This is a genomic window from Sinorhizobium sp. M4_45 (assembly GCF_002885915.1).
GTDB classification, from domain to species: domain Bacteria; phylum Pseudomonadota; class Alphaproteobacteria; order Rhizobiales; family Rhizobiaceae; genus Sinorhizobium; species Sinorhizobium meliloti_A.
In genome coordinates this window covers 656515-679811 of the sequence record NZ_NWVE01000001.1, presented here as the reverse complement: position 1 = coordinate 679811, position 23297 = coordinate 656515, and the positions used below count along the sequence as shown (strand labels likewise).

The following is a 23297-nucleotide window of genomic DNA, read 5'->3' as shown; positions in this document are numbered from 1 at the left end:
ATCTGCCTCTCAGGCCGCCAGCGGTTCGACCTCGACCGTCACGTGCGAAAGCTCGTGGATATGCTCGAGCTTGCGGCGGTAGCTCGACGGACTTTGGGGATTCTTCGTCACCAGCGAAACGATGGCACCGTGGTGGCCGGGCCCAAGCTGCCACACGTGCAGATCGGTGATCCGATCCCCGTCCCGCTCGATTGCCGCGCGTATTTCGTCGGGCAGGTCCTCGCCCGGCGGAATGTAATCGAGCAACACGCTGCCGCTGTCTCGGATCAGGCCCCATGACCAGCGGGCAATCACCAGCGCGCCGACAATGCCCATCATCGGATCGAGCCATATCCAGCCAAAGACGCTGCCGGCCGCAAGAGCGACGATCGCAAGGACCGAGGTGAGCGCGTCCGCCAGCACATGCAGGTAGGCGGCACGCAGATTGTTGTCCCGCCCGTGCGCCGAGACGCTATGGTGGTGCTCGTGATGGTGATGATGGCCGTGGTGGTGGTGATGATGTGAATGATCCTCACGAAGCAGCCAGGCACAGGCGAGATTGACCGCAAGTCCGAGCACGGCCACCGAAATGGCCTGCGGAAAACTGATTGCCACCGGATTGGCAAGCCGCAGGAGGCTTTCCCAGCCGATCAGCAGGGCGATCAAGGCAAGTACGATCGCGCTTGAGAAACCGGCGAGATCGCCAAGCTTGCCCGTACCGAAGGTAAAGCGTGGGTTGCGCGCGTTCCGGCGGGCATAGAGATAGGCGAGCGCCGCGATGAGCAGGGCCGCGGCGTGTGTCGACATGTGCCAGCCGTCGGCGACCAATGCCATGGAGCCGTAGAAGGTACCCGCGGCGATCTCCGCGACCATCATTCCCGCAGTCAGCGCAATGACGAACCAGGTGCGCCTTTCGTTGCGCTGGTGATTGTCGCCGAGGAATACATGATCATGACCTGTGGGCGCCGGTGAATGGGTTTCGCTCATTTCAGGTATCTCCTGACGATTTCGATCAGTTCGGCAGCGCCCTCTTCGCGCTCTCCTTGAGATTCGTGGCCGGCGACGTGGCCGCGAATATGATCTTCGATCAGTTCGATGGTCAGCCCGTTGACTGCACCGCGCACGGAGGCGACGAGGTTGAGAATATCGCCGCAGGCCTGGCGAGCTTCGAGCGCACGCTCGACCGCTTCCATCTGCCCCTTTAGACGGCGGACACGGGCGAGCAACTTTTCCTGATCTCTGATCGTATGGGACATAGCATAGGGGGGTACCCTATTTCCGACGCCCATGCAAGCCGCGCCGTCGCTGTGTTGCATTGACGCCAAGCCACGAAGCTGCGCGCGCTCCATTGCGTCTTGTCAGATACCGACATCCCGACTCCGCGAAGGTGAAAAGTCGCTGGCGGCAAAGTCGCAACTTAGGCGCTCTTGCGCAGCTTTCGCTCAATTTGCCTTATTTTTGCTCGATTACGTCATCGCGGTCCGTGATCTTGTCGCATTCCATACACTCGTCGATCCGGCCCGCAAGAGGCCCGGGCCGAAGGATGTCGCAATGCGAAATTTCTTCCCAGTCGCGGCTTTCCATGCCAATGTCGCAATCCGGCAAGCTGAAGCGCATATTCCAAGCGACGAATATACGAGCCTTAATGCATGTCGCCCAGAAGTGCGCAGCGGTTTGGGGCTGACGACATGCACGGAAGCGACGACCTGAAGTGCGTCGCATGAATTCTATCTCTGCAACGTGCTTTAGCCTGGGAGGTTCTATGCACAAACCGCTGACGAAGAAGCGCTCGCTCGTCTTCTTTCTGGTGCCAAACTTTTCGATGCTGCCCTTTTCGGCGGCGATCGAGACGCTTCGCATCGCGAACCGGATGCTCGGTTATGAAGCCTATACGTGGCGTCTCGCCTCGACCGACGGGCAAAAGGTCTATTCGTCGGCCGGCATTGCGCTCGAAGTCAACACTTCGCTGGCCGACGAACGCAAGTATCTCGGCGGAGAAAGCCGCCCATCGATGGTGCTGGTCTGTTCGGGCGTCTATGTCGAGGACTTCCAGAACAAGTCGGTGAACGCATGGCTGCGCGAAGCCTATAATCGCGGCATCGCCGTCGGCAGTCTCTGTACCGGCGCCCATGTGCTCGCCTCGGCGGGCCTGCTCACGGGCAAGCGCTGCGCGATCCATTGGGAAAACCTGCCGGGCTTCTCCGAGAGCTTCCCCCAGGCCGATGTATATGCGGACCTCTACGAGATCGACGGCAACATCTATACGTGCGCCGGCGGCACCGCCTCGCTCGACATGATGCTGAACCTGATCGATCAGGATTTCGGCGAGAACCTCGTCAACCGCGTATGCGAACAGGCGCTGACGGATCGGGTGCGCGGGCCGCACGACCGCCAGCGGCTGCCGCTGAGAGCGCGTCTCGGCGTCCAGAACGCAAAAGTCCTGTCAATCATCGAACTGATGGAGAGCAACCTCTCCGAGCCGCTGTCGCTACTGGAGATCGCAGAAAGCGCGGACCTGTCTCGCCGTCAGATAGAGCGGCTTTTCCGCCAGGAAATGGGCAGGTCGCCTGCCCGCTATTATCTGGAAATCCGCCTCGACCGCGCCCGGCACCTGCTTATTCAGTCGTCCATGCCGGTTGTGGAAGTCGCCGTCGCCTGCGGCTTCGTTTCCGCTTCGCATTTCTCGAAGTGTTACCGCGAGCTTTACAACCGCTCGCCGCAGCAGGAACGCGCCGAGCGCAAGCTGACGCTGCAGATGGCACGGTAGATCGCGTCTATTCGATCCTCTGGGACCTTGCAGGGTTGGTCGAAACCCTGATTCGCTCGTACGGACCGATTGGTTTAGAGCACTTCCGGAAAGGGTGTAACGCTCTTCCGCGTGGAAGTGTGTGATTCCAAACTGTTAGAACGTTTCCCTGTTTCATTGAAACAGGGAAACGGCGGGCTTCGCTCTCCGGCCGCGCCGCCGCGCAGCAGTGAAGGATTTCGCTTTTCGCCGCTTTCAATTGGGCCGGAGCACCATTTTCTCCGGATAAACGGCCCCCTCTCACAAAAAATTAATGATTGTGCAAAGCGCCCACTTTCTTTGGGCCGCCGTCTTACTTATGGTCGCATAACGAGAATTCCATCAGCATAATCATCTATAAGTTGTTTATCATATATCAAGAGAGATAATATGTCCGGTCTCGCCTCGCCCGTGGCCTTCGCCATCGCGCTGACGGTAACAAGCGCTCACGCGACCTTCGCCGACGAACTGACTTCCTCCCGAAACTGGTCGGGCTGTTATCTGGGAGCAAATGCGGGCTATGGCCGCGCCGATGCCGAAGCAACCGATAAGCCGTTCACCCAGGGGCCATTCGCGACGGACGGAACCTCCTGGAACAGCGTCGGTCCGCCCTACGAGGTGATCAAGAGCGATGATCACGGAGTAGTCGGCGGGATCGAAGCCGGTTGCGACCGGCAACTCGATGTCGAAGGGCTGACACTCGTAATCGGTGGCGCAGTCGATTTCAGCCTTATGAATCTTGCCGGCACCGGCACGTCCGCAATCGTCAACGACACACATGCAAGCTTCGACACCGACTGGGTCGGCACCGCACGTCTTCGTGCCGGACTTGCCGCCGACGACCTGCTCTTTTATGTGACCGGCGGTGTCGCCGTGGCCGATATCGGCGTGCGCGCCTACGACCTTAGCGACTGGCCGACGATCGGTCAGATGAACGTTTCCGGCGGAGGAACAAAGAGCGGTTGGGTGGCAGGTGCTGGGGCTGAGTGGCGCTTTGCGGAGAACTGGTCGGCAACGCTCGAATATCTTCATTACGATTTCGGCAAGGTGACCGCCTCGGGCGCAGCGATCGAACCGGTCGGCGCGTTCCCGCGCTACGAAAACGATCTCGATTTCGATGTGGTGCGGGTCGGAATCCGTTGGCGAATGTGACCTTGCGGGACGCCGAGTGGTAGGGGCAAAGACACAAGGCGGCCGCTTCGTAAGCGAACACAAAAACCTTTTTAATCAATGTATTACGAGCTTTCTTAAGACGCTTGTGACACAAACGGCGTCGTAGACAAAGACAGGGCGGACACGCCCGTGGCTTGGAGTCAGTGCCGTCCCTCCAGGCGATCGCGGCAGATATTGCAGGAGTGCAGACAATGGCGCAAACATTAATCGACTTTTCCGCCGGGCAGATCACCGACGGAACGGCCGGCGGGGCCGATAATGTCCTTAGCGCCGGCGGGCTCGTTTTCACGATATCCGCGCAAGGAAATTGGAGTGCCAATTTCGACAACGGTCGTTTCAACTTCGCCGAGGACCCGGCCTATGGCGGCGAACAATTTTCGATCGCCATCACCAGCGCAACCGGAGCTTTGATCGACTTCTACGACTACCAGATAAGCGTGAACGCCGATCCTTTGATCGTGAATGGTTGGTCGCCGGGACTCGGTCTGGACGGAACCACCTGGTACGACGACAATATTCACGGCGATGGCGTCGGGCCCTATTATTATCGGGCGATCTTTGCCGGCAATGTTCCCGCTATGAGCAGAGGAACATCGCTCAGCCTGCAAGATCTCATCATTCCGGAGACGACGACCACCGGCACGATGAGCTTTTGGCTCGATAATATAACCATCGACGCGAACCACCGGCCGGTTGTTACCAATTTCGATGCCTCTGACGCAAAGGACTATGTCAGCGGCAGTCAAGCTGCGATACTTGTGGATACCACAAGTCTGGCTGCCGTCACCGATGCTGACAATACCGGCTGGAGCGGTGGACAGATACGCTTCACGCTTTCCGGAGTGGTTGCAGGCGAAGATGCCCTAGGTCTGCAAAACCAGGGAACCGGTGCCGGGCAAATCGGAATTTCAGGTACGATCGTTACCTTTGGTGGCACCGCTATCGGAACAATGAGCGGAGGCGGCGCGGGGTCCAGCTTCCTGCAAGTCGCTTTGAACGGCAACGCTTCGGGCGCCGCAGTGGAAGCCATTATTCACAATCTGACCTACGCCAACATGGGCGCCTCGCCCACCGGCACAAGGACCGTCTCTGTCACGGTCCGCGACGCCGAAGGCGGCAATTCGACAACGACATCGCCGACGGTGAATCTCGTCGCAGCCAATGACGCTCCGGTGACGACGACGTCCGGTGGTACCGGATCCTTTACTGAGGGAGATGCACCGGTGGCGATCGACACCGGACTAACCGTGTCCGACCTCGACAACGGTACGCTCGCCTCGGCGACCGTCCAGATCACCGGAAATTTTCATTCCGGTCAGGACGTTCTGGCCTTCGCGAATACCAGTTCGGCCGCGTTCGGGAACATCGATGCCACCTACAGCTCCCTCACAGGCGTTTTGACCCTTACGTCGCCGGGCGGAACGGCAACCGTCGCGCAGTGGCAGGCGGCGTTACGGACCGTCACCTATTTGAACACCTCCGAGGCACCCACGGCTGCGGCCCGTACGATCAGCTTCAGCACCAATGACGGCACGAGCGACAGCGCTCCCGCCACGAAGACCATCGACGTCGGCTCCGTCAACGATGCGCCGCAAATTTCCGCGCCCGGCGCAATCGCTTTCACGGAGGACACCGCGGCCGCTATCACGGGCATTTCCTTCTCCGACGCCGACGCTGGCGGCAGTTCCGTGACCGTTACCTTCTCCGTGCCATCGGGATCGCTCTCGGCCGTCAGCGGCAGCGGCGTAACCGCAGGCGGAACGGGGACTGGCCTCACGCTCACCGGCACGGAGGCCGATATCAACGCGTTCATTGCAGCCGCCAACGTGACTTTCACGCCGGCCGCGAATGCGACCGGCAACGTGATCCTCACGACGAGCATCACCGATGGCGGAAACACAGGCAGCGGCGGCGCGCAGACCGCGGCGGAAACGACGGCGCTGCAAATAACGGCGGTCAACGACGCCCCGACGGTTTCGGCTCCCGCTGTGGTCAGTATTTCTGAGGACACCGCGACGGCAATTACGGGCATCTCCTTCGCTGATGCGGATGCAGGGTCCGGCACCGTTACAGTTACTTTCAGCGTCGCCTCGGGATCGCTCTCGGCGCAATCAGCGGGCGGCGTTACCGTTTCCGGCACGGGCACATCGCTGGAAATGTCTGGCTCCTTGGCCGACATCAATGCCTTCATCGCGGGTTCGAATGTCACATTTACGCCCGTGTCCAACTCGACCAGCAACGTCGTTCTGACGACGGAGATCAACGACCTCGGCAACGCGGGGTCCGGCGGCGCGAAAAGCGATGCTTCCACCACGACGCTCGTACTGACTGCCGTGAACGATGCACCCGTAAACGACGTTCCGGTCGGGCAATCGGTCCTAGCCGACGGCGCCCTCGTCTTCAGCATTGCAAATGGAAATCTAATTTCGATTGCCGACGTCGATGCCGGCAGCGGTATGGTCGTGGTGACGCTTACCGCCGAACACGGTCAGCTTACGCTGGGCGGCACTGCGGGTCTGACCTTTATTGCCGGCACCGGCACGTCCGATTCGGGCATGACCTTTGCGGGTTCCCTGAGCGACATCAACGTCGCACTGAACGGGCTGGTTTTCTCTCCTAGCCCCGGCTATTCGGGCGACGCCTCACTAAAGATCACAACCAATGATCAGGGGCATTCCGGTTCGGGCGGTGCGCAAAGCGATAGCGATACGATCACCATCGCCGTCGTGTCGCCGGCTCCGAAGGTCTTAAGCGTCGACGCTGCCGCACCGGACGGAGTCTACAAGGCAGGAGATACGATCACACTGACCGTAACCTTCGACGGGGTGGTCAACGTCGACACCACCGGCGGAACGCCGACATTGCTGTTGGAAACCGGCGCCACCGATCGGCTTGCCGCGTATGTCTCGGGTTCCGGATCGAATACGCTGTCCTTCAGCTACACGGTTCAGGCGGGCGATCTGGCTCCGGATCTGGATTATGCGGGCATCTCCGCGCTAGCGGCGAACGGCGGAGCGATCAGAAGCGCCACCAATGTCGGCGCCGATCTGACACTGCCGACGCCGGGCGGCGCCAACTCGATCGCCGCGCAGAACAACATCGTCGTGGACGGCGTTGGGCCGACGGTCACCAGCGTAGGAGTGCCTGCAGCCGGCACTTACAAATTCGGCGACAGTCTGGACTTCGCGATCAACTTCCATGAGGCGGTGACCGTGGACACCACCAACGGCGTTCCGCGACTTGCGGTTATGCTCGATATGGGCGGGACAGCCTATGCCGAATATATTGCAGGAAGCGGCAGCACCGCTCTGGCATTCCGACTGACGGTTACCGATAACCAGGCAGATTGGACCGGCATCACGCTCGGCCCCCTCACGCTCAATGGGGCGACTATAAGCGACAGCGCCGGCAACAGCGCTCTGCTTACCTTGAACAATATAGCGCCGACCAGTTCCATCCTCGTCGACGGCATCGTCAATGACGCTCCCGCGCTCACCGGCGATCTGAGAGCGACGGTCGCAGAGGGCGGAACCTATAAGCTCACGACGGCCGATCTCGGCTATTCCGATCCGGACGACACCGCGGCGGGTGTTAGCTTCAACGTCTCGAACGCCATCAATGGCTCTGTCCTCGTCAACGGGTCAGTGGCCGCCAGCTTTACGGCGGCGCAACTCGCAGCCGGCCTCGTCTCCTTCCGCCACAATGGCTCGGAGACCACCGCCGCCTCCTTCCGGGTCGTCGTAGAAGATGGCAACGAGGACAACTCCGCGCCAACCCCTGCGACATTCAATTTCACCGTCAACCCCGTCAACGACGCTCCCATACGCACCGGCGATCTGAGAGCGGCGGTCGCAGAGGGCGGAACCTATAAGCTCACGACGGCCGATCTCGGCTATTCCGATCCGGACGACACCGCAGCGGGTGTTAGCTTCAACGTCTCGAACGCCGTCAATGGCTCTGTCCTCGTCAACGGGTCAGTGGCCGCCAGCTTTACGGCGGCGCAACTCGCAGCCGGCCTCGTTTCCTTCCGCCACAATGGCTCGGAGACCACTGCCGCCTCCTTCCGGGTCGTCGTAGAAGACGGCAATGAGGACAACTCCGCGCCAACCCCTGCGACATTCAATTTCACCGTCAACCCCGTCAACGACGCTCCCATACGCACCGGCGATCTGAGAGCGGCGGTCGCAGAGGGCGGAACCTATAAGCTCACGACGACCGATCTCGGCTATTCCGATCCGGACGACACCGCGGCGGGTGTTAGCTTCAACGTCTCGAACGCCGTCAATGGCTCTGTCCTCGTCAACGGGTCGGTGGCCGCCGGCTTTACGGCGGCGCAACTCGCAGCCGGCCTCGTCTCCTTCCGCCACAATGGCTCGGAGACCACCGCCGCCTCCTTCCGGGTCGTCGTCGAAGACGGCAACGAGGACAACTCCGCGCCGACCCCTGCGACATTCAATTTCACCGTCAACCCCGTCAACGACGCTCCTAGCCTTACGCTCACGCAGCACCTCACCCGCATTACCGAAGATGCCTCGACGGGAACGGCCCAGAAGGTTGCTACTCTTGTGATCGCCGACGACGCTCAGGGGACCAATCTGCTGTCTTTGAGCGGCGCGGATGCGGCGCTGTTCGAAATCCGCGGCAACGTCCTCTGGTTGAAGGCAGGTGCACGGCTCGATTTCGAGACAAACCCATACCTCGACGTGACCATCGGGCTTGACGACCCGTCTGTCGGAACAGGACTAGAAGCAACCAAGACGGTCAGGGTGTCCGTCACCGACGCCATTGAGCGGTATATCGGTTCGGCCGGCTCCGACCGCCTCACCGGCACCGCCGCGAACGAGACCTTTGACGGTGGAGCGGGGAACGATGTCATCAATGGCGCAGCCGGCAACGATACGATCATTGGCGGCGCAGGAGCCGATCTGCTGACGGGAGGAGCGGGGAACGATATCTTCGTTTTCAAATCTACCAACGACTCGGCGCCCGGTTTCTCCGGCTATGTGAACAATGTTGCATATGGGCCGGCCTCTGGTGCCGGACATCGCGACACCGTGACAGATTTCGCGAACGGCTTCGATCGGCTCGATCTATCGGCCATCGATGCGAACACCGGTGCGGCCGGCAACCAGGCCTTCACGTGGCGAGGCACCGGCGAATTCTCCCGTCACGCGGGCGAGCTCATCTACAAGACGTTCAATCCGGCGGGCACCCTCGACGACAAGACGATCATCTATGGTGATGTCAACGGCGACGGCCGCGCTGATTTTCAGATCGAGCTTTCCGGGTTGAAGAGCCTCGCGACGGGAGATTTTCTGTTGTAAGCCAGTCCAGCACGGCAAATTCCGACCTCAATCGGCGCCGGTCGCCGAATGGCGATCGTCGTTCAGGCCGGAATCTTGGTCCTCGCGTTCAACGTTCTCACCTTGGTGAGGGTATCGAGGTTCTGATTGACGCGGCAGTAGAACTCCTCGTTGACGAAGGGACGGACGATAAAATCGTTGCCGCCGGCTTTGAGGAAACGGGCGGAAAGCAGCCGGTCCGTCGACGACGACACACCGATGATCCTTAGCTGATGCGGGCCGTGGGCGGCGCGGATTCGCCGCGTAAGTTCGAAACCGTCGATATCGGGCATATTGTAGTCGGTTATGACGAGGGCGATGTCCGGATTGCTCTTCAGGATTTCCAGCGCCGCGGAGCCGCTTTCCGCCGAGCTCGTTCTGAAATTGTAGCGCTTCAACTGCGTCGTCAACACGGCCCGGGCCGTCGCACTATCATCGACGATCAACACGTGATGCTGCTGGTTCGTCAGGAAACGGCAGACGGATTCTGCCAGCATATCGACAGCAAAGACGCTGTCCTTGATGACATAATCGACAATGTCCTTGGCGAGGATCGCCTCGCGCGTGCTCTCCTGAAACGAGCCGGTGAAGACGATCGTCGGTACGCTCATCTCGATCAGGTAGGTGAGCGCTTCGCCGTTCTCGGCGCCTGGAAGGTTGATATTGGAAATTGCCAGAGATGGCGCGAAGGAAGCGTTTTCGACCGCGAACTGCAAGTCCTCGTAGTCGCGACAGACGATCACGTCGATATCGAAAAGCTCCTTCAGCCGCTTCGAGACCATCGAGGCAAAGAGGTTGGAGTCCTCGGCAAGCACGATACGGTGTTCGCCGAGGGATTCGCCGGAAAAGTACATTCCGGAAATGCCGAAGAATGACATTGATCGCCTATGAAAAAGAGTGTCCCCGGAAGGCACCCTAGGAGCAAAACGCTTTATCCGGTGTTAATGGGCGCACTCATCCGAATGTCGGCGAAGGCATCCCTCAAACGAAGACGACATCATCCGCTGAAAGGTCGGCAAGTGCGACCTTGTCCAGCAACAGACCGAATGTATCGGACCCGTTGAAGGCGATGTAGAGCCCGTCTTCGGTCTCGGTCGCGGCGGCAATCAGGTCTGCGAAGCTGTCGATGCCCGTCGTGTCGGGTGCATATTCGGTAAAGCGCAGCAGGTCGCCTCCGTCCGCATCGAAATCCGTGATACGATCCACACCTGAGAACGAAAACGTATCGGACGACCAAAGGAAGGTATCTGCGCCTGCTCCGCCGGTCATGACATCGTCACCCGCGCCCCCCCAAAGCACGTCGCTTCCGGCGCCGCCGTCCAGACGGTCGCTGCCGGCGTTGCCGGCGAGCTGATCGTTGCCTCCAAGCGTGCGGATGGTATCGTTCCCCGAGCCGCCGGAGAGCTCGAACCTCTCGATACCGGTGAAGATCAGCGACGTACCCAGCATGCCGGTCGAAGCGTCGAAATTCGTGCCCGGCAGGGGATCGACGACGCGCAACGTATCGCTGCCGGTCCCGCCATCGATAAAGCCTGATGGCGCAACCACCTGGATAAGGTCGTCGCCGGCGCCGCCGTCGATATATGTCTCTCCGTCGCCGAAACTCGTTCCGCCGTCGTAGATGTCATCGTTCCCATCGCCGCCGACGAGCACGTCGTTTCCGCCGGCACTGATCAGGATGTCGTCGCCAGCGCCCCCATAAAGGGCATCGTCGCCGCTTCCGGAGGCGACATAGTCCCTGCCGCTGCTGCCGGCGACATAATTGTCGCCCTCGCCCATATGGGCGCTGAGCGAAGACAGATTTCCGGCAATCAGCGTATCACTGCCGCCGCCGAGATCCACGCTGGCAACCTCGATCCCGCCGATCCGCGTGCCCGTCGAGGCAAACCCCTGTCCGAAATCGACGGTGACGTCGTCGGTTCGCCCTTCATCGAAGATAGATAGTTTATCCCAGCCGCTCCCGCCGTCGATCACCGCGGAGGAAAGCGTGGTGATGATGATGTCGTTGTGGTCGCCGGCAAAGATCCGGTTCGCGCCAACAGTGTCGTTGATGATGTCGCCGCCGCCGCCTGTGTCGATCGTGTCGTCGCCGAGCATGCTGGTGCCGTCGTCGCCGTCGACGCCATATGGGCCCACGACGTCGTTCCCGGCGCCGGTCGAAATGATGTCGTCGGTGGCGGCGCCGAAGATCCGGTCGTTGCCGCTGCCGGTCGTCAGCACCAGCCGCTCGATGCGATTGAAGAAGATGTGTTCCCAATTCGCCGTGTTGTAGCCGATGATGCCGTGCCCGTGCTCGCCGCTGAACCGGACGTCCGAGCTGACGCTCGACAGGTCGACCACCAACGTATCGACGCCGGCACCGCCTGTAACCGCGCCGCCGGTCCCGATCAGGCTGATGAGATCATCTCCCTCGCCGCCGTCGAGTCGGTCATAGCCGCTCCTGCTTGTCAGACGGTCGTTTCCCGCCCCGCCGTCGACGAGGTCATCGCCGCCGCCAGCTTCGATCTCATCGGCGCCGGCTAGACCCCAGATGCGATCCTTCTCCCCGGTTCCAGATAGCGTATCGTCTCGGGCCGTCCCCACGACTGTGGTCATGTCGCTCTTCCCCCATGAATTGCGAAGCATGCCACTAATATTAAATTTCAAAGTATAAATCGAGACGTGGCCGCAAATATTTTTCAATCTGTAAATATAGATTACATTACTTCAAATATATAATTACTTTGTACCCAAACCGAAATGCAGCCTGACCGCCCGCCGATTTCCGTATAAGATGTGTTCATGAGCGAGGCCCAAACCCTTTTCGATGTGCTGCGCCATTCGGCAAGGACGGAGGTCGCCGATGCATTCGAGCGGCTCGTTCTGGATGCGCCCGATCACAAGCTTTGCCGCGTCAATGCCCTCGCATTCGCCGCGCGCGAGGGACTTGACGAGGAAGAGACGATCGCAGGCTTCCTGCATGCCTCGCGCCTGGGAATTTTCGAGCTTTCCTGGAACGTGCTCTGTCCCGGTTGCGGCGGTGTACTCGATGCCAACACGTCCCTGAAGACGGTGCAGAGTACGGAATATACCTGCGCGCTGTGTGCCGCCGGTTACGAACCGACGCTGGACGAGATGGTCGAAGTCACCTTCACGATCAGTCCGCGCGTGCGCCACATAGGGGCACATACGCCGCATGAATTGCCGCCGGCCGAATATTTCCGCCAGATCTACTGGGGTTCCGGCATCGACCTGCCGGAAGAGGATTACGAAGCAAAGGTCGATGAATTCCTGCTGGAGGCGCTGGAACTGCCGCCTGGCGAGAAAGCCGTGATCTCGCTGCAGCTTCCCGCGGAGTTCGTCATCGTCTTCGAGCCGGTGACGCATGCTGCGCAATTCCTGGATGTGAGCGGCGAACCGACAAGGGAAAGGAGGAATCTCGGGCTCGTCTTCGATCGCTCGCACCGCCATCACGAGACGCTGAGCTTGCCGCCCGGCCCCTTGCGCGTTTCGGTGGAGAACCACGCCGAAGTTCGTACCCTGCCCTCGATCTGCGTGGCAGGCGAAGCGCTGCATGCCCTGCTCGGCCGCCGTCGGCCGTTTCTCACCGCCAAGCGGCTGCTCTCCAACCAGACATTCCGCGACATCTACCGCACCGACACGCTCGATGTGGACCAACGGCTGAAAATCACCAGCCTTACTTTCCTCTTCACCGACCTGCGCGGCTCGACGGAACTCTACGAGCGCGTTGGCGACCTCGCGGCCTTCGACCTGGTGAAAACGCATTTCAACGTCTTGAACGAAATCGTCGCGGCCGAGACCGGCGCCGTCGTCAAGACGATCGGTGATGCGGTTATGGCAACTTTTCCAGCGCCCGACCGGGCCATCACCGCGGCAATGCGGATGCGCGAGGCAATGCGCAAACTCAACGAAGAGCGTGGCAGCGAGGACCTGCTCCTCAAGATCGGCATCCATGAGGGGCCATGCATCGCGGTCAATCTCAACGACCGGCAGGACTATTTCGGCCAGACCGTCAACATCGCCTCGCGCGTCCAGCATCTCGCCACCTCGCGTGAGATCTTCGCGACCGGCTCCGTCCTCGAGGATCCTCGAGCATCCAGCGTGCTCTCTGATCGGGGCTTAAGCCCGGTGGCGCACAACGTGGCGCTAAGGGGGATCGCCAACGAGATCAGCATTTTCGCGATCCCGTGAGCCGCTCATACGCCAAAGTTCTCAAAGAAATTCTTGCAGCTTGTGGCGTTTCTGTCGGCATCGGCCTTCGTCCAGCGTCCTTGCTTCGGTAACACCACGAACGAGGAGAGCAGAAATGAGAAAGATCATCGTTGGCGCATTCGTAAGCCTTGACGGAATCATGCAGGCGCCGGGCGGACCACACGAAGACCCGGTCGGCGGCTTCGACCATGGCGGCTGGGCCGCTCCCTATTTCGACGAAACCATGGGACAAGCGGTGGACGAGATGTTTTCCAGGCCGTTCGATCTTCTGCTCGGTCGGAAGACCTATGACATCTTCGCCGCACACTGGCCCTATGCCGGCCCTGACGATCCGATCGGTCCGCTCTTTGACCGGATCACCAAATATGTCGCTACGCGCAACCCCGATCTGAGGCTCGACTGGCAAAATAGCCGTACTCTCGGCTCCGACCCGGTAGCAACGCTCAAGAAACTCAAGAGCGAGGAAGGCCCCGATCTGTTGACCCAGGGTTCGACCGACTTCCTGCAGACCCTGTTCAGCAATGATTTGATAGACGAGATGTACATCTCGTACTTTCCGGTCGTGCTCCGAAAGGGCAAGCGGCTTTTCGGTCACGGCGCCATGCCGATGGCGTTAAAACTCGTCGGTTCAAAAGTCTCGGGGACAGGCGTCACCGTCAACCAATACGTCCGCAGCGGTCCTGTCGTGCCAGGTTCGTTCGAGTTCGAACAGCCGACCGAAGCGGAGCTGGAGCGGCGAAGAAAGCTGAGCTGATCTTCTGCCTGTGTATAGTGCCGTCGCTCGTCACTGATGCGGGGCTACGGCCCCGCAATTGTCGTGAAAAGACTCCTCCTGCGCCCCGAGGGGCGTCACTTCACAACGACGGAGCCGTTGACGATTTCGATCGTCTCGTCGCCCTGGAGTCCCACGCGGTCGCCGTTCGGCGCAGTGACGAAGCAGCCGCCGGGGCAGATCACTTCGGTCGCACCTGCATCGATTGCCACTTCGATCCGGCTCTCCCCTTCGACGATCACCAGAACAGCGGCCTCGCCGTCCGTGTTTGTAACACTTGCGGCATAGGCCACGCCAGCCCACAGCATTGCAGGCACCAGAATAACAGCATACGTCTTCATCACATTCGGCGCACGAGCGCCGCCCCCGTTTCGGCCGGCCGCCTTCCCGTCGCGAGAAGAAGACGCAGGCCACCCCTCTAGCCGCGGCCAGCCTACCGCATATTTGCTTGATCGTAACCGATCAAAGGTCAAAAACATGCAGCAGATCGAAGTGCTGCAGGCCTTTGCGCGTCTGATAAGAAGCGCGGCGCGGCAGCGCAGAATTTCTCGAAGCGTACGGCGTGCAGGAAAAACGATGCGGCGGCTCGAGCCGCGCCGGAGGCACCGAAAGCTGCCCGGCGATCGTATGTCTTTCGAAAGTACCGATTAGTTTAGCCGGCCCACTTGATCCGTCGATTGTTGGCGGTCTATGCGTTTGCGACGCCGCAGGCGTTTCGGGGACAAGAAGGGTTACCACACATGGAGATTTTCACTTCCGCCGGCCTGACGGCACTGCTGCAGGTCATTGTGATCGACCTGGTGCTTGCCGGCGACAACGCTGTCGTTATCGGCCTTGCAGCAGCCGGCTTGCCGCTGGAGCAGCGCAAGAAGGCTATCCTCGTCGGCATTCTCGCCGCCACCGTGCTTCGCATCGTGCTCGCCATCTTCACGGTGCAACTGCTTGCGATCATCGGCCTCCTGCTCGCCGGCGGGCTTCTGTTGCTCTGGGTCTGCTGGAAGATGTGGCGCGAGATTCGCACTGGCGGCCACGAAGGCGTTGACGGGCTCGAAAATGCGGACGCCTCGGCCCCAAAGAAGACTTTCAAACAAGCGGCAACACAGATCGTGATAGCGGACGTGTCCATGTCGCTCGACAACGTCCTCGCCGTCGCCGGCGCCGCCCGAGAGCATCCGACCGTGCTCGTCTTCGGTCTGGCGCTCTCGATCGCGATGATGGGCATCGCCGCCAGCTTTATTGCCCGCCTGCTCAGCCGCTATCACTGGATCGCTTACATCGGCCTGGCGATCATCTTCTACGTCGCACTCGACATGATCTATCGCGGCACAATGGAGGTGTGGCCACACGTTGTGCCGGTGGCGCAGGCGCTGGCTGGGCTTTAGCGCGTAACGTTTTTCCGTGCGGAAGTGCGTAATTTCAACCTGCGGCCGGGGTCCGGCCGATAGAGAAGAAGGAGCGGCATTTCCGCTCCTTCTTCGCTTTTCCGGCCTTCGCCAACAGCACCGGCGCGTCAGGCGTTGTTTTCAGCCAGCTTAGGCCTTCTCTTTTTCGATAACAGACGGTTCGGCGCCGGCGCTTCCGGCTTCTTTCTCAGGCGTTACATCTTCGACCTTCATCGGGAACGGCGCGCCGATTCCCTCGTCACGAAAGCGCTCGTAGATCGAGACGCGAAGGTCGTTGCGAACGCCGCCGGCCGTCAGCACGTCAGCGACATAGATCCGCAATTCAAACGTCATTCGCTCGTCTTGGAAGGCCGTGAAGCCGACATTGGGAGCCGGATTCTTGAGGATCATCGGATGGGCTGCGGCGATTTCGTAGAGCAGTTCGATAACCCGGCGCGGATCGCTGGCATAGGTCACCGTCACGGCGATTTCCGACCGGCCGAGCTTGTTGCGGTGCGTCCAGTTTCCGACCGACGCGTTGATGAGCAGGGAATTCGGCATCATGATCGACTGATGCTGGAAGGTCTCGATCTCGGTCGCGCGGACGGAGATGCGCCGCACAAAGCCTTCGGTCGTACCGCTGACGATCCAGTCGCCCACCTTGAAGGGACGCTCCACCAGCAGGATCAGCCCCGAAACGAAGTTGGAGACGATGTTCTGCAGGCCGAAACCGACGCCGAGGGAGAGAGCGCCGGCAACGAGGGCGAGGCTCGAAAGATCGATGCCGGCGGCAGACAAGCCGATAAGGCCGGCAATGCCCACGCCCGTATAGCCGATGCCGGTTCGTATGGAGTTGCGCACGCCGGCGTCGACACGACTGCGCGCCATGACGTTGCCGTCGATCCAGCGCTGCACCCAACGCGTGACGAGATAGCCGAGGGCAAAGAGCAGTACTCCCGCGAGAATGCCCACCAGCGAAATCGTGATCGTACCGATCCTGATTTCGGTCAGCACCTGATAGGCCCAGGACTCGATATCCGCAGTCTTGAAGCCCCACTGCATCAATATCAGCGGGATGAAAAAGGAGAGAACGAGCACATAGATGCCGAGACCGGCAAAAAGGCCGAATTGGTCGAGCGCAACCGGCTCCAGATGGAATCGGCGCTCCAGATAGCGCCCGGCTACCGTTTCGGCAAAGGCGCCCTGCTTGGAGACAGACTTCCCCGTAAGGAGGCCGATATAGACCGTCACCAGGATCGCGCTCGTCACCGTGATCTGGGTGGCGATGAAACGCGCCAGGCCGACATAGCCCGACAATGCAGTCGCGATAAGCGCCGCCCCCAGCAGGAGGAAGGAGAGCGAGATCACCCGCGGCCAGGCATGTCCCGGTGCATCGTAAGGCTCATCGGCCCTCAGCACAGGCCGGATCCACGCCATCGACATCAGAATGAGACCGATGATGATCGATGCCACGAAGCTTTTGGCAATCGTCAACACCACCGGGGAACCGAGCGACTCGCTGATGCTGCCGAGCAGATAGTCGAGCCCGTTGACGAGCGCCATCGCGAAGATCGGCACCATCAGCATTTTGGCACCGCGATCCGAAACACGCACGAGCCGCCAGCTCGACCGGCGCGGCGATAGCACCGCGCCTGCCAGCCTGGCTATGAAGAACAGCACGACGCCCATGGCGAGCGTGATCGCAACGATGGGAGCGATATCCGTCCGCAAGACGTTGAAGCTACTGAGGAAGAAGTAGCTCGACATAGCGAAGGCTGCGAGCGCCAGAGTGGGGATGAGCGTCGACCAGAACGCAAGCGAAAGCTGCCGGAAATAGGTGGGCTCGTCGTCTGCCTCGTCGCGCATGAGGACCGGCGAAAAAAGCCTGTAACCGCCGACCAGGAAGAGCAGCGCGGCGCAGAGCGAAAGGAAGATGGCGCTCAGCAGCGGCACGCGCTTGTAGTTCCAGGCGAATGTCAGCCAACCGCCGATGCTGCGCGACAGTGCCATCGCTTCGTGCATCGTTGCCGTGATTGCCTCGCTCAGCATCGCCGCCGAGACATCCGTATGTCTCAGCAGAGTGTTGGAGAAGATCGCCCGGCGCGTCGCGGTGATCCGGTTGGCAAGTTTCCTCGCCTCGATCGATAGGTTCTCCGCCTTGCCCGTCAGAGCATTGACCGCCCCGCGCTCCGCCAGGAGCCGTTTTCGCTCATCGGTGATGACCGCGTCTTCGGGCGGCTGTCCCTCACCGGGAGGATCGCCGAGTTCCGTGAGCCTCGCCTTGATTTCGTCGAGCCTCGGACGAGTGGGGACGGAGGCCGCGATGATCTGCTTTGAAAGCTCGTCGACCTGCACCCTGAGTTCGGCGAGCATGGCGTCGTCGTCCTCGACGGCATTGGTACGCTCGATGAGACGCTTCAGCTCCCGGTCGGCCTGGGTAAGCTGATCCTCCGCCTGCTGCAGTACCGGCGATGCGGCATCCGGCGCCTGACCGGCCCCCGTTTGCTCCGCCCGCTGTGCCGGTTCGGCCTGCGGCGCAGGCTGGCCGGATTGGGCAGGCTGGGCGGGTGCGACCGGTGCGGCCGGTGCGGCCGGCCCGGTTTGCTCAACGCTCGGCGCGGGCTCCTGCGCAACTGCGAATCCGCCGGCAGCCAGTGTCAGCGCACCGAAAGACAGGGCAATCGAAAGCGCCCTTAGTTTATCCAGGAGATGCAACATTCTACCCTTCGATAATCCCTGCGCCGCGCAGAACCGCTCCAGGCTTCGCCAAGACCGGTCTGCACATGCATAACGGCGAAAAGATGCAAACCCCTTGAGATCTAGGCCGATCCGAACAGTCTCGCGGTTCAATCCCCTTCGGAATGCCCGGCGTAGTCCGCCAGCAACTGTTCGTAATCCTCCAGCGGTGGCAACGCCGCATAGCTATGAACGGCGGATGTGCTCACCCACGGCAGCTTTTCACTGGTCCAGGTTTCGATGAAAGGCCTGCACCAGCTGGGATCGTCGAGCATGGTCGCGCGGAGATTGACGAACCAGTCCATGCCTTCCGGGCGCGTGAACATCCAGCTCATGCAATGAGGACAGAAATAGTGGCGCGTTGCGCCATGAAGGCCGCCGATGACAGGCTCGCCGCGTGTGACCTCGAAGCCTTCGCTCGGAATGGCGACGCTCAGCGAGAACGCGCTCCCGGTCATTCGCTGGCAGCCGGTACAATGGCATGCCATCGTGAGAAGCGGTTGCCCGCTCACCTTGATGCGGACCTCTCCGCAACGGCATCCCCCTTGCCAGGGCAGTTCTCCGGCACTCATGGTTTCCTCCTGATCTCAGCGTTTTTCGCCATGGTTCATGCCTAGAACCCGGCGCCGGGCTGCGCGAGGTACTCTTCCTCGGCCGGTGACGAAGTGCGGGCCAAAATGGCATTGCGATGCGGGAAGCGGCCGAACCGCTCGATCACGTCCCGATGCCGGATCGCATAGTCGAGGTAGCCGGCGTCTCCGAGTTCCGTGAACAGCTTGACCGACATGGTCTGGTCGGTCAGGTTTTCGGAGTGTTCGAAGGGCATATAGAAAAACGCGCGCCATTCCGTCGGCACTGCCATGTCGGCGCTCGCCCCGATGGCAAGCTTCGCCTCGCGCAATGCCAGACAATCGGTGGCAAAGGCCAAGGGCGACCCGCGATACATGTTGCGCGGCATCTGATCGAAAAGAATGACCGCCGCCAGCCAGTTCTGCGGGGTCTCGCGCCAGACATTGTCGAGGTTTCTGGACAGGGCTAGGTGCGACGCCTGAAATCGCCGCGCGCACTGCTCATCGAGTCCGGGATCCGGCGTGAACCAGTGGTCATAGGAAAGTTCCGTGAACCAGAATTTCAGCACCTCTTCCGGCGTGCAGATCTCGATATCGCCAGTCATGACGCTCACATGCCTCCCTGCTGCCAGAGCAATTCCACAAAAGATGCGCTTCCGCCGCAAGATAGGCGGCGATCAGGCCGTTTCCACCGAATGCCTGCGATTTAGAAGGCGATCCGTATTCGCGCGGTTTCATTTGTCCCCGGCATTCTAACGCAGCGGCCAGATCCACATCAGCATCGGCACCGCGACGATGACGATGACGATGGAAAGCGGCAGCCCCAGTCGTGGGTAGTCGCTGAACCGGTAACCGCCGGGTCCCATTACCAGCGTGTTGCATTGGTGGCCGATCGGCGTGAGGAAGTCAGAGCCGGCACCGATCGCTACCGCCATCAGGAACGCGTCTGGCCTGTATTCGAGGGCCGTTGCAAAACTGGCGGCAATCGGCGCCATGACGAGGACCGTGGCGGCATTGTTCAGGAAGGGTGTCACCGCCATGGCCGCAACGACCATGATGGCAAGCGCCCCCGCAGGCGGTAGATTCACCGCCATCCCGCTCAGCCAGCCCGCGATCAGGTCCGAGCCGCCCGTCGTGCGTAAAGTGTCGCTGACGGGAATCAGCGCGGCAAGCATGACCAGAATCGGTCCGTCCACGGCGCGGTAAACGTCACGCAGAGGGATGACGCGAAACACCACCATGGCAAGAGCCGCGGCAAAAAAGGCGATTTGCACAGGCACGACCCCAACCGCGGTCGCCCCCATCGCGGTCGCCAGAACAAGCAACGGGACAGTGGCACGCCGAATGGTGCCGAGCAGGATTTCCCGTTGTGCGAGCGGCAGGCAGCCGAAGTCCTGCAGGAAAGACGGCAAGTCCCTGCGGGTACCCTGCAGCACGACGATGTCGCCGGCCCGCAGCCTGATGCTGCCAAGCCTCTGTTTCAGTCGTTCGCCTTGGCGGCTGACGGCCAGCAGGTTGATGTTGTGATTGTTGAAGAGCGCCAGGCGCTGAGCCGACATGCCGATGAGCGGTGAGCCGGTGGCGATCACCGCCTCGATGGCTTCGGTCTCGGCTTTCTCCTTGTCGTTCGGCATCGGCGCACGATCGCCGGAGATCTTGAGCTTTGCCTGGGAGACGATGCGGTCGAGCGCAGCGGGACCGCCTTCGAGCAGAAGGATATCGTCCAGTTCGACGACGACATCGGGCAGCGGCGCCAGATGCGTGCCGCGACGGAAGACGGCGATCACCACGGCTCCGCCATCGCCGATCTTGACAAGATTACTGAGTGGCTTGCCGATCACAGGCGATCCGGCCGGGACCATCGCCTCGGACGTGTAGTCGGTGATCTCGATCGCCTGATGCATGCCGACCTGCTGACTTTTCCGCTCCGGCACCAGGCGATAGCCGAACAGCAGGAACACCGCGCCGACCAGTGCCAGCGAAGCGCCGACAGGCGTGAAGTCGAACATGGTGAAACTCTCGCCCGTCAGATCCGCACGCACCCGGGACACGACGACGTTGGGCGAGGTGCCGACCTGCGTCATCAGACCACCGATCAGCGAGCCGAAAGCCATGGGCATCAGGAAGACGGACGGTTGCACGTTCGAGCGACGCGCGAACTGGAACGCTACCGGAATCATGATCGCAAGCGCGCCGATGTTCTTGATGAAGGCGGAAAGGACCGTGACCGTGACGACGAGAAGAGCGAGCTGTGCCCTTACCGATTGCAGGTCCGGAAGAAATCGCTGGATGGCGGCATCGACCACACCCGAACGCGCCACGCCCGCGCTGACGATCAATGCGCTGCCGACGATGATGACGATGTCGTCGCTGAAGCCGTCAAAAGCGTTATCGAAAGGAACGATGCCGACGGCTACCGAAAGCATCAACGCCGAGCAGGCGATGATGTCGTAGCGAAAGCGACCCCAAATGAAGAAGATCATCATGGCGCCGAGCACGAGAAACGAAAGGGTCTGTTCGGCGGTCATGGGCAGTACCTGAGCAGCGAATCGTCGGGAACCGGGGTTCTGTTTGCAAGCCCATTTACCGACACCGGATCAAACGCGCGATACCACCCGAAGGTTCGGGCGGCATTGCGCGAGCATCGGCGGGCTTCGGCCATTACATCGTTCAAAGATTTCTGCCTATGCAATCGAAATATCGCGAAATCCCCACGAAACGCGGGTGGTTGCCGCGACACGCCGAACTTCCTGCTTTCTTTGCACGTTGTCGAATAAGGAATAAGGTGGTGCAACTCATGTGAGGCGAAGCATGTACATGAACCGTCACGCGATGCAATCCGCCGCAGCCTACCGCATCTTCCCTGAATCCGAAACGAAGCCGGAGAACCGCGCGACAATGCAAGCCGCTGCAGGACATCCCCACACGTCCATTCGGAGGCGCGGTGCCCTGAGCACAGCTCTCTTCACCCTCTGCGCCGCCGTCGCGCTCAGCGCCTGTACATCGACGCAAACGGTTGGCTCCGGCCCCAGACTGGAACCCATTCCCGGCAGCATTACCTATGGCGGTCAACCGCGAACGAAGCTGACGAAGGCGCCGATCGGCAGCATGGTGCCGCACCAGTTCTTCGACACCTATGGTCACCGGGTCTACGAGACCTATGTCATTAATCCGGACCGCTCGTTGCGACTGACCAGCCGCCGCATAGATTACGACATCTTCAGCGACTGAATGCCGGCGAGAATCATGCAAGTGGCGAGGATCGTCATGAAATATGTTCTTCCTATCCTGTGCATGCTCACACTTCTGACCGGCTGCGAGGCGACCTCGATGGGCTATTCGCCCTATTTGGAGCCGATTCCCGGCAGCATCACCTATGGTGGCCAGCCGCGCACCAGGCTTACCAAGGCACCGGTCGGCAGCATTGTGCCGCATCAGTTCATCGATCGATTCGGCCGCCGGGTCTACGAAAGCTATGTCATAGAGCCGGACCGATCGTTGCGGTTGGTAAGCCGCCGCTATCGCGACCTTCCACTCTTCGACGACGACTGAATTGGGCTACGTTCCTGCGCCGGAGCACCCTGGAGCATCTTCCAGGGAAGTGACGCCGGTCGGGCCAACGGATTGCGGTAAAAAAGGAACCTATTGCATCGGCGCCTTCAGCGCCGCTGCAACGTAATTACTGCGAAAATTTCTCTACCCTGCCTTCGTGAGCAACAGCACGCGTTTTGCCACATCGGAAAAGGTCACGCCGAGCGCCGCCCCGCCGATCCCGATAACGCCGAGAGCGCCCATCCCCATCAGCTTCCATTTGCGCACGTCCTCGGTCACCGGTTTCATTGCGGCAATATCGTCCTTGACGAGCATCATCGAGCCCTCGAGGGTCCGCATGCGCTCGACCAACTCGTCCATCCGGCGCGTCATGGATACGCGGCCGGCATCCGACCTGTCCTCCGATCGGCGCAGGTCCTCCCGCAGGTTCTTCACCTCGGCGACCAAGGTGCCGAGCTGCTGGTGAACGCCGGCCTCAATCATCTCCGCCCTCCCCGTGTCTCGCACACTCCGCCCTGGTCCAGACGGACGCCGCGCAGAGGCCGACCACCGTGCGGTCGATCTTGCGCTGGTCGATCTGCGTCGCGCCGCGGGCGCCGGCAAGTTCAGTTCCCACGATGCTGCGAAGGCCGCTCACATCGACCGGTCCCGAAGTTCCACAGCCCGCCAGAAGAAGAACAGACGTCATAGTCAAAGCGCTTCGCGTCAGCGCTCTTTGCTGCTTCATTGTTCTGCCTTTCGATTGAATTGCGGACCGCCTGCGCGGCATTCGAACGGATTTCGAGTATGGCCCAG

At 60.8% G+C, this 23297-nt stretch carries 19 protein-coding genes; 8 read left to right on the top strand and 11 right to left on the bottom strand.

Annotated elements, in window-relative coordinates; all coding sequences use genetic code 11:
* Positions 1–9: 9 nt before the first annotated feature.
* A complete protein-coding gene (gene dmeF / locus CN933_RS03440; protein WP_018095286.1) occupies positions 10–966 on the bottom strand; it encodes a CDF family Co(II)/Ni(II) efflux transporter DmeF in 957 nt (318 codons plus the stop codon).
* Positions 963–1235: a metal/formaldehyde-sensitive transcriptional repressor gene (locus CN933_RS03435; protein ID WP_018095287.1), complete on the bottom strand. Its 273-nt coding sequence runs from the start codon at positions 1233–1235 to the stop codon at positions 963–965. The genes dmeF and CN933_RS03435 overlap by 4 nt, the downstream gene beginning before the upstream one ends.
* A 506-nt stretch (positions 1236–1741) precedes the next feature.
* On the opposite strand from CN933_RS03435, the gene CN933_RS03430 reads away from it, so the two are divergent.
* The 3 genes from CN933_RS03430 to CN933_RS03420 all read left to right on the top strand — a co-directional run bounded on the left by CN933_RS03430 (position 1742) and on the right by CN933_RS03420 (position 9261).
* Complete coding sequence (locus tag CN933_RS03430) at positions 1742–2746, top strand: GlxA family transcriptional regulator (protein WP_003530649.1); 1005 nt, start codon at positions 1742–1744, stop codon at positions 2744–2746.
* 408 nt (positions 2747–3154) lie between these two features.
* The gene (locus CN933_RS03425; protein ID WP_018095290.1) at positions 3155–3916 is read left to right on the top strand and encodes an outer membrane protein; all 762 of its coding nucleotides are present in this window, start codon (positions 3155–3157) and stop codon (positions 3914–3916) included.
* Between the two features lie 212 nt (positions 3917–4128).
* Positions 4129–9261: a beta strand repeat-containing protein gene (locus CN933_RS03420; protein WP_102761295.1), complete on the top strand. Its 5133-nt coding sequence runs from the start codon at positions 4129–4131 to the stop codon at positions 9259–9261.
* Between the two features lie 62 nt (positions 9262–9323).
* On the opposite strand, the gene CN933_RS03415 is transcribed toward CN933_RS03420, so the two are convergent.
* Positions 9324–10157, bottom strand: coding sequence for a response regulator (locus tag CN933_RS03415; protein WP_018095292.1), 834 nt, complete (start codon positions 10155–10157; stop codon positions 9324–9326).
* Between the two features lie 103 nt (positions 10158–10260).
* The gene (locus CN933_RS03410; protein WP_018095293.1) at positions 10261–11874 is read right to left on the bottom strand and encodes an SMc04171 family calcium-binding repeat protein; all 1614 of its coding nucleotides are present in this window, start codon (positions 11872–11874) and stop codon (positions 10261–10263) included.
* A 186-nt stretch (positions 11875–12060) separates the two neighbouring features.
* Here CN933_RS03410 and CN933_RS03405 point away from each other — a divergent pair, with 186 nt between their 5' ends.
* Together CN933_RS03405 and CN933_RS03400 are read left to right on the top strand one after the other, a co-directional pair.
* Positions 12061–13470, top strand: a complete 1410-nt coding sequence (locus tag CN933_RS03405; RefSeq protein ID WP_102761330.1) for an adenylate/guanylate cyclase domain-containing protein — start codon at positions 12061–12063, stop codon at positions 13468–13470.
* Between the two features lie 115 nt (positions 13471–13585).
* Positions 13586–14245 (top strand): dihydrofolate reductase family protein, encoded by a 660-nt coding sequence (locus tag CN933_RS03400; RefSeq protein ID WP_018095295.1) that lies wholly within the window; start codon positions 13586–13588, stop codon positions 14243–14245.
* 95 nt (positions 14246–14340) lie between these two features.
* Here CN933_RS03400 and CN933_RS03395 read toward each other — a convergent pair whose 3' ends face one another.
* On the bottom strand, positions 14341–14604 hold the full coding sequence (locus CN933_RS03395; protein ID WP_018095296.1) for a hypothetical protein: 264 nt from the start codon (positions 14602–14604) through the stop codon (positions 14341–14343).
* Between the two features lie 399 nt (positions 14605–15003).
* Here CN933_RS03395 and CN933_RS03390 point away from each other — a divergent pair, with 399 nt between their 5' ends.
* Positions 15004–15645, top strand: a complete 642-nt coding sequence (locus CN933_RS03390; RefSeq protein ID WP_018095298.1) for a TerC family protein — start codon at positions 15004–15006, stop codon at positions 15643–15645.
* Positions 15646–15795: 150 nt separating this feature from the next.
* Here the strand turns inward: CN933_RS03390 and CN933_RS03385 are convergent, their stop codons facing one another.
* The 4 genes from CN933_RS03385 to CN933_RS03370 form a co-directional block, all read right to left on the bottom strand.
* A complete protein-coding gene (locus CN933_RS03385) occupies positions 15796–18360 on the bottom strand; it encodes a mechanosensitive ion channel family protein (protein WP_026168633.1) in 2565 nt (854 codons plus the stop codon).
* 131 nt (positions 18361–18491) lie between these two features.
* Positions 18492–18953, bottom strand: a complete 462-nt coding sequence (locus tag CN933_RS03380) for a GFA family protein (protein WP_018095299.1) — start codon at positions 18951–18953, stop codon at positions 18492–18494.
* A gap of 41 nt (positions 18954–18994) precedes the next feature.
* Positions 18995–19555 (bottom strand): DUF924 family protein, encoded by a 561-nt coding sequence (locus CN933_RS03375; protein ID WP_026168634.1) that lies wholly within the window; start codon positions 19553–19555, stop codon positions 18995–18997.
* A 147-nt stretch (positions 19556–19702) separates the two neighbouring features.
* On the bottom strand, positions 19703–21478 hold the full coding sequence (locus CN933_RS03370; protein WP_018095300.1) for an SLC13 family permease: 1776 nt from the start codon (positions 21476–21478) through the stop codon (positions 19703–19705).
* Positions 21479–21761: 283 nt separating this feature from the next.
* Here CN933_RS03370 and CN933_RS03365 point away from each other — a divergent pair, with 283 nt between their 5' ends.
* Both CN933_RS03365 and CN933_RS03360 read left to right on the top strand, forming a co-directional pair.
* Entirely contained in the window at positions 21762–22181 is a 420-nt protein-coding gene (locus CN933_RS03365; protein ID WP_018095301.1) for a hypothetical protein, read from the top strand.
* A 36-nt stretch (positions 22182–22217) separates the two neighbouring features.
* On the top strand, positions 22218–22502 hold the full coding sequence (locus CN933_RS03360) for a hypothetical protein (RefSeq protein WP_026168635.1): 285 nt from the start codon (positions 22218–22220) through the stop codon (positions 22500–22502).
* Positions 22503–22646: 144 nt separating this feature from the next.
* Here the strand turns inward: CN933_RS03360 and CN933_RS03355 are convergent, their stop codons facing one another.
* A complete protein-coding gene (locus CN933_RS03355; RefSeq protein WP_102761294.1) occupies positions 22647–22985 on the bottom strand; it encodes a DUF1515 family protein in 339 nt (112 codons plus the stop codon).
* Positions 22978–23229 carry a hypothetical protein gene (locus CN933_RS03350; RefSeq protein WP_018095304.1) on the bottom strand — a complete coding sequence of 84 codons (252 nt, stop codon included), beginning with the start codon at positions 23227–23229 and terminating at the stop codon, positions 22978–22980. Before CN933_RS03350 ends, CN933_RS03355 begins: the two co-directional genes overlap by 8 nt.
* Positions 23230–23297: the final 68 nt, after the last annotated feature.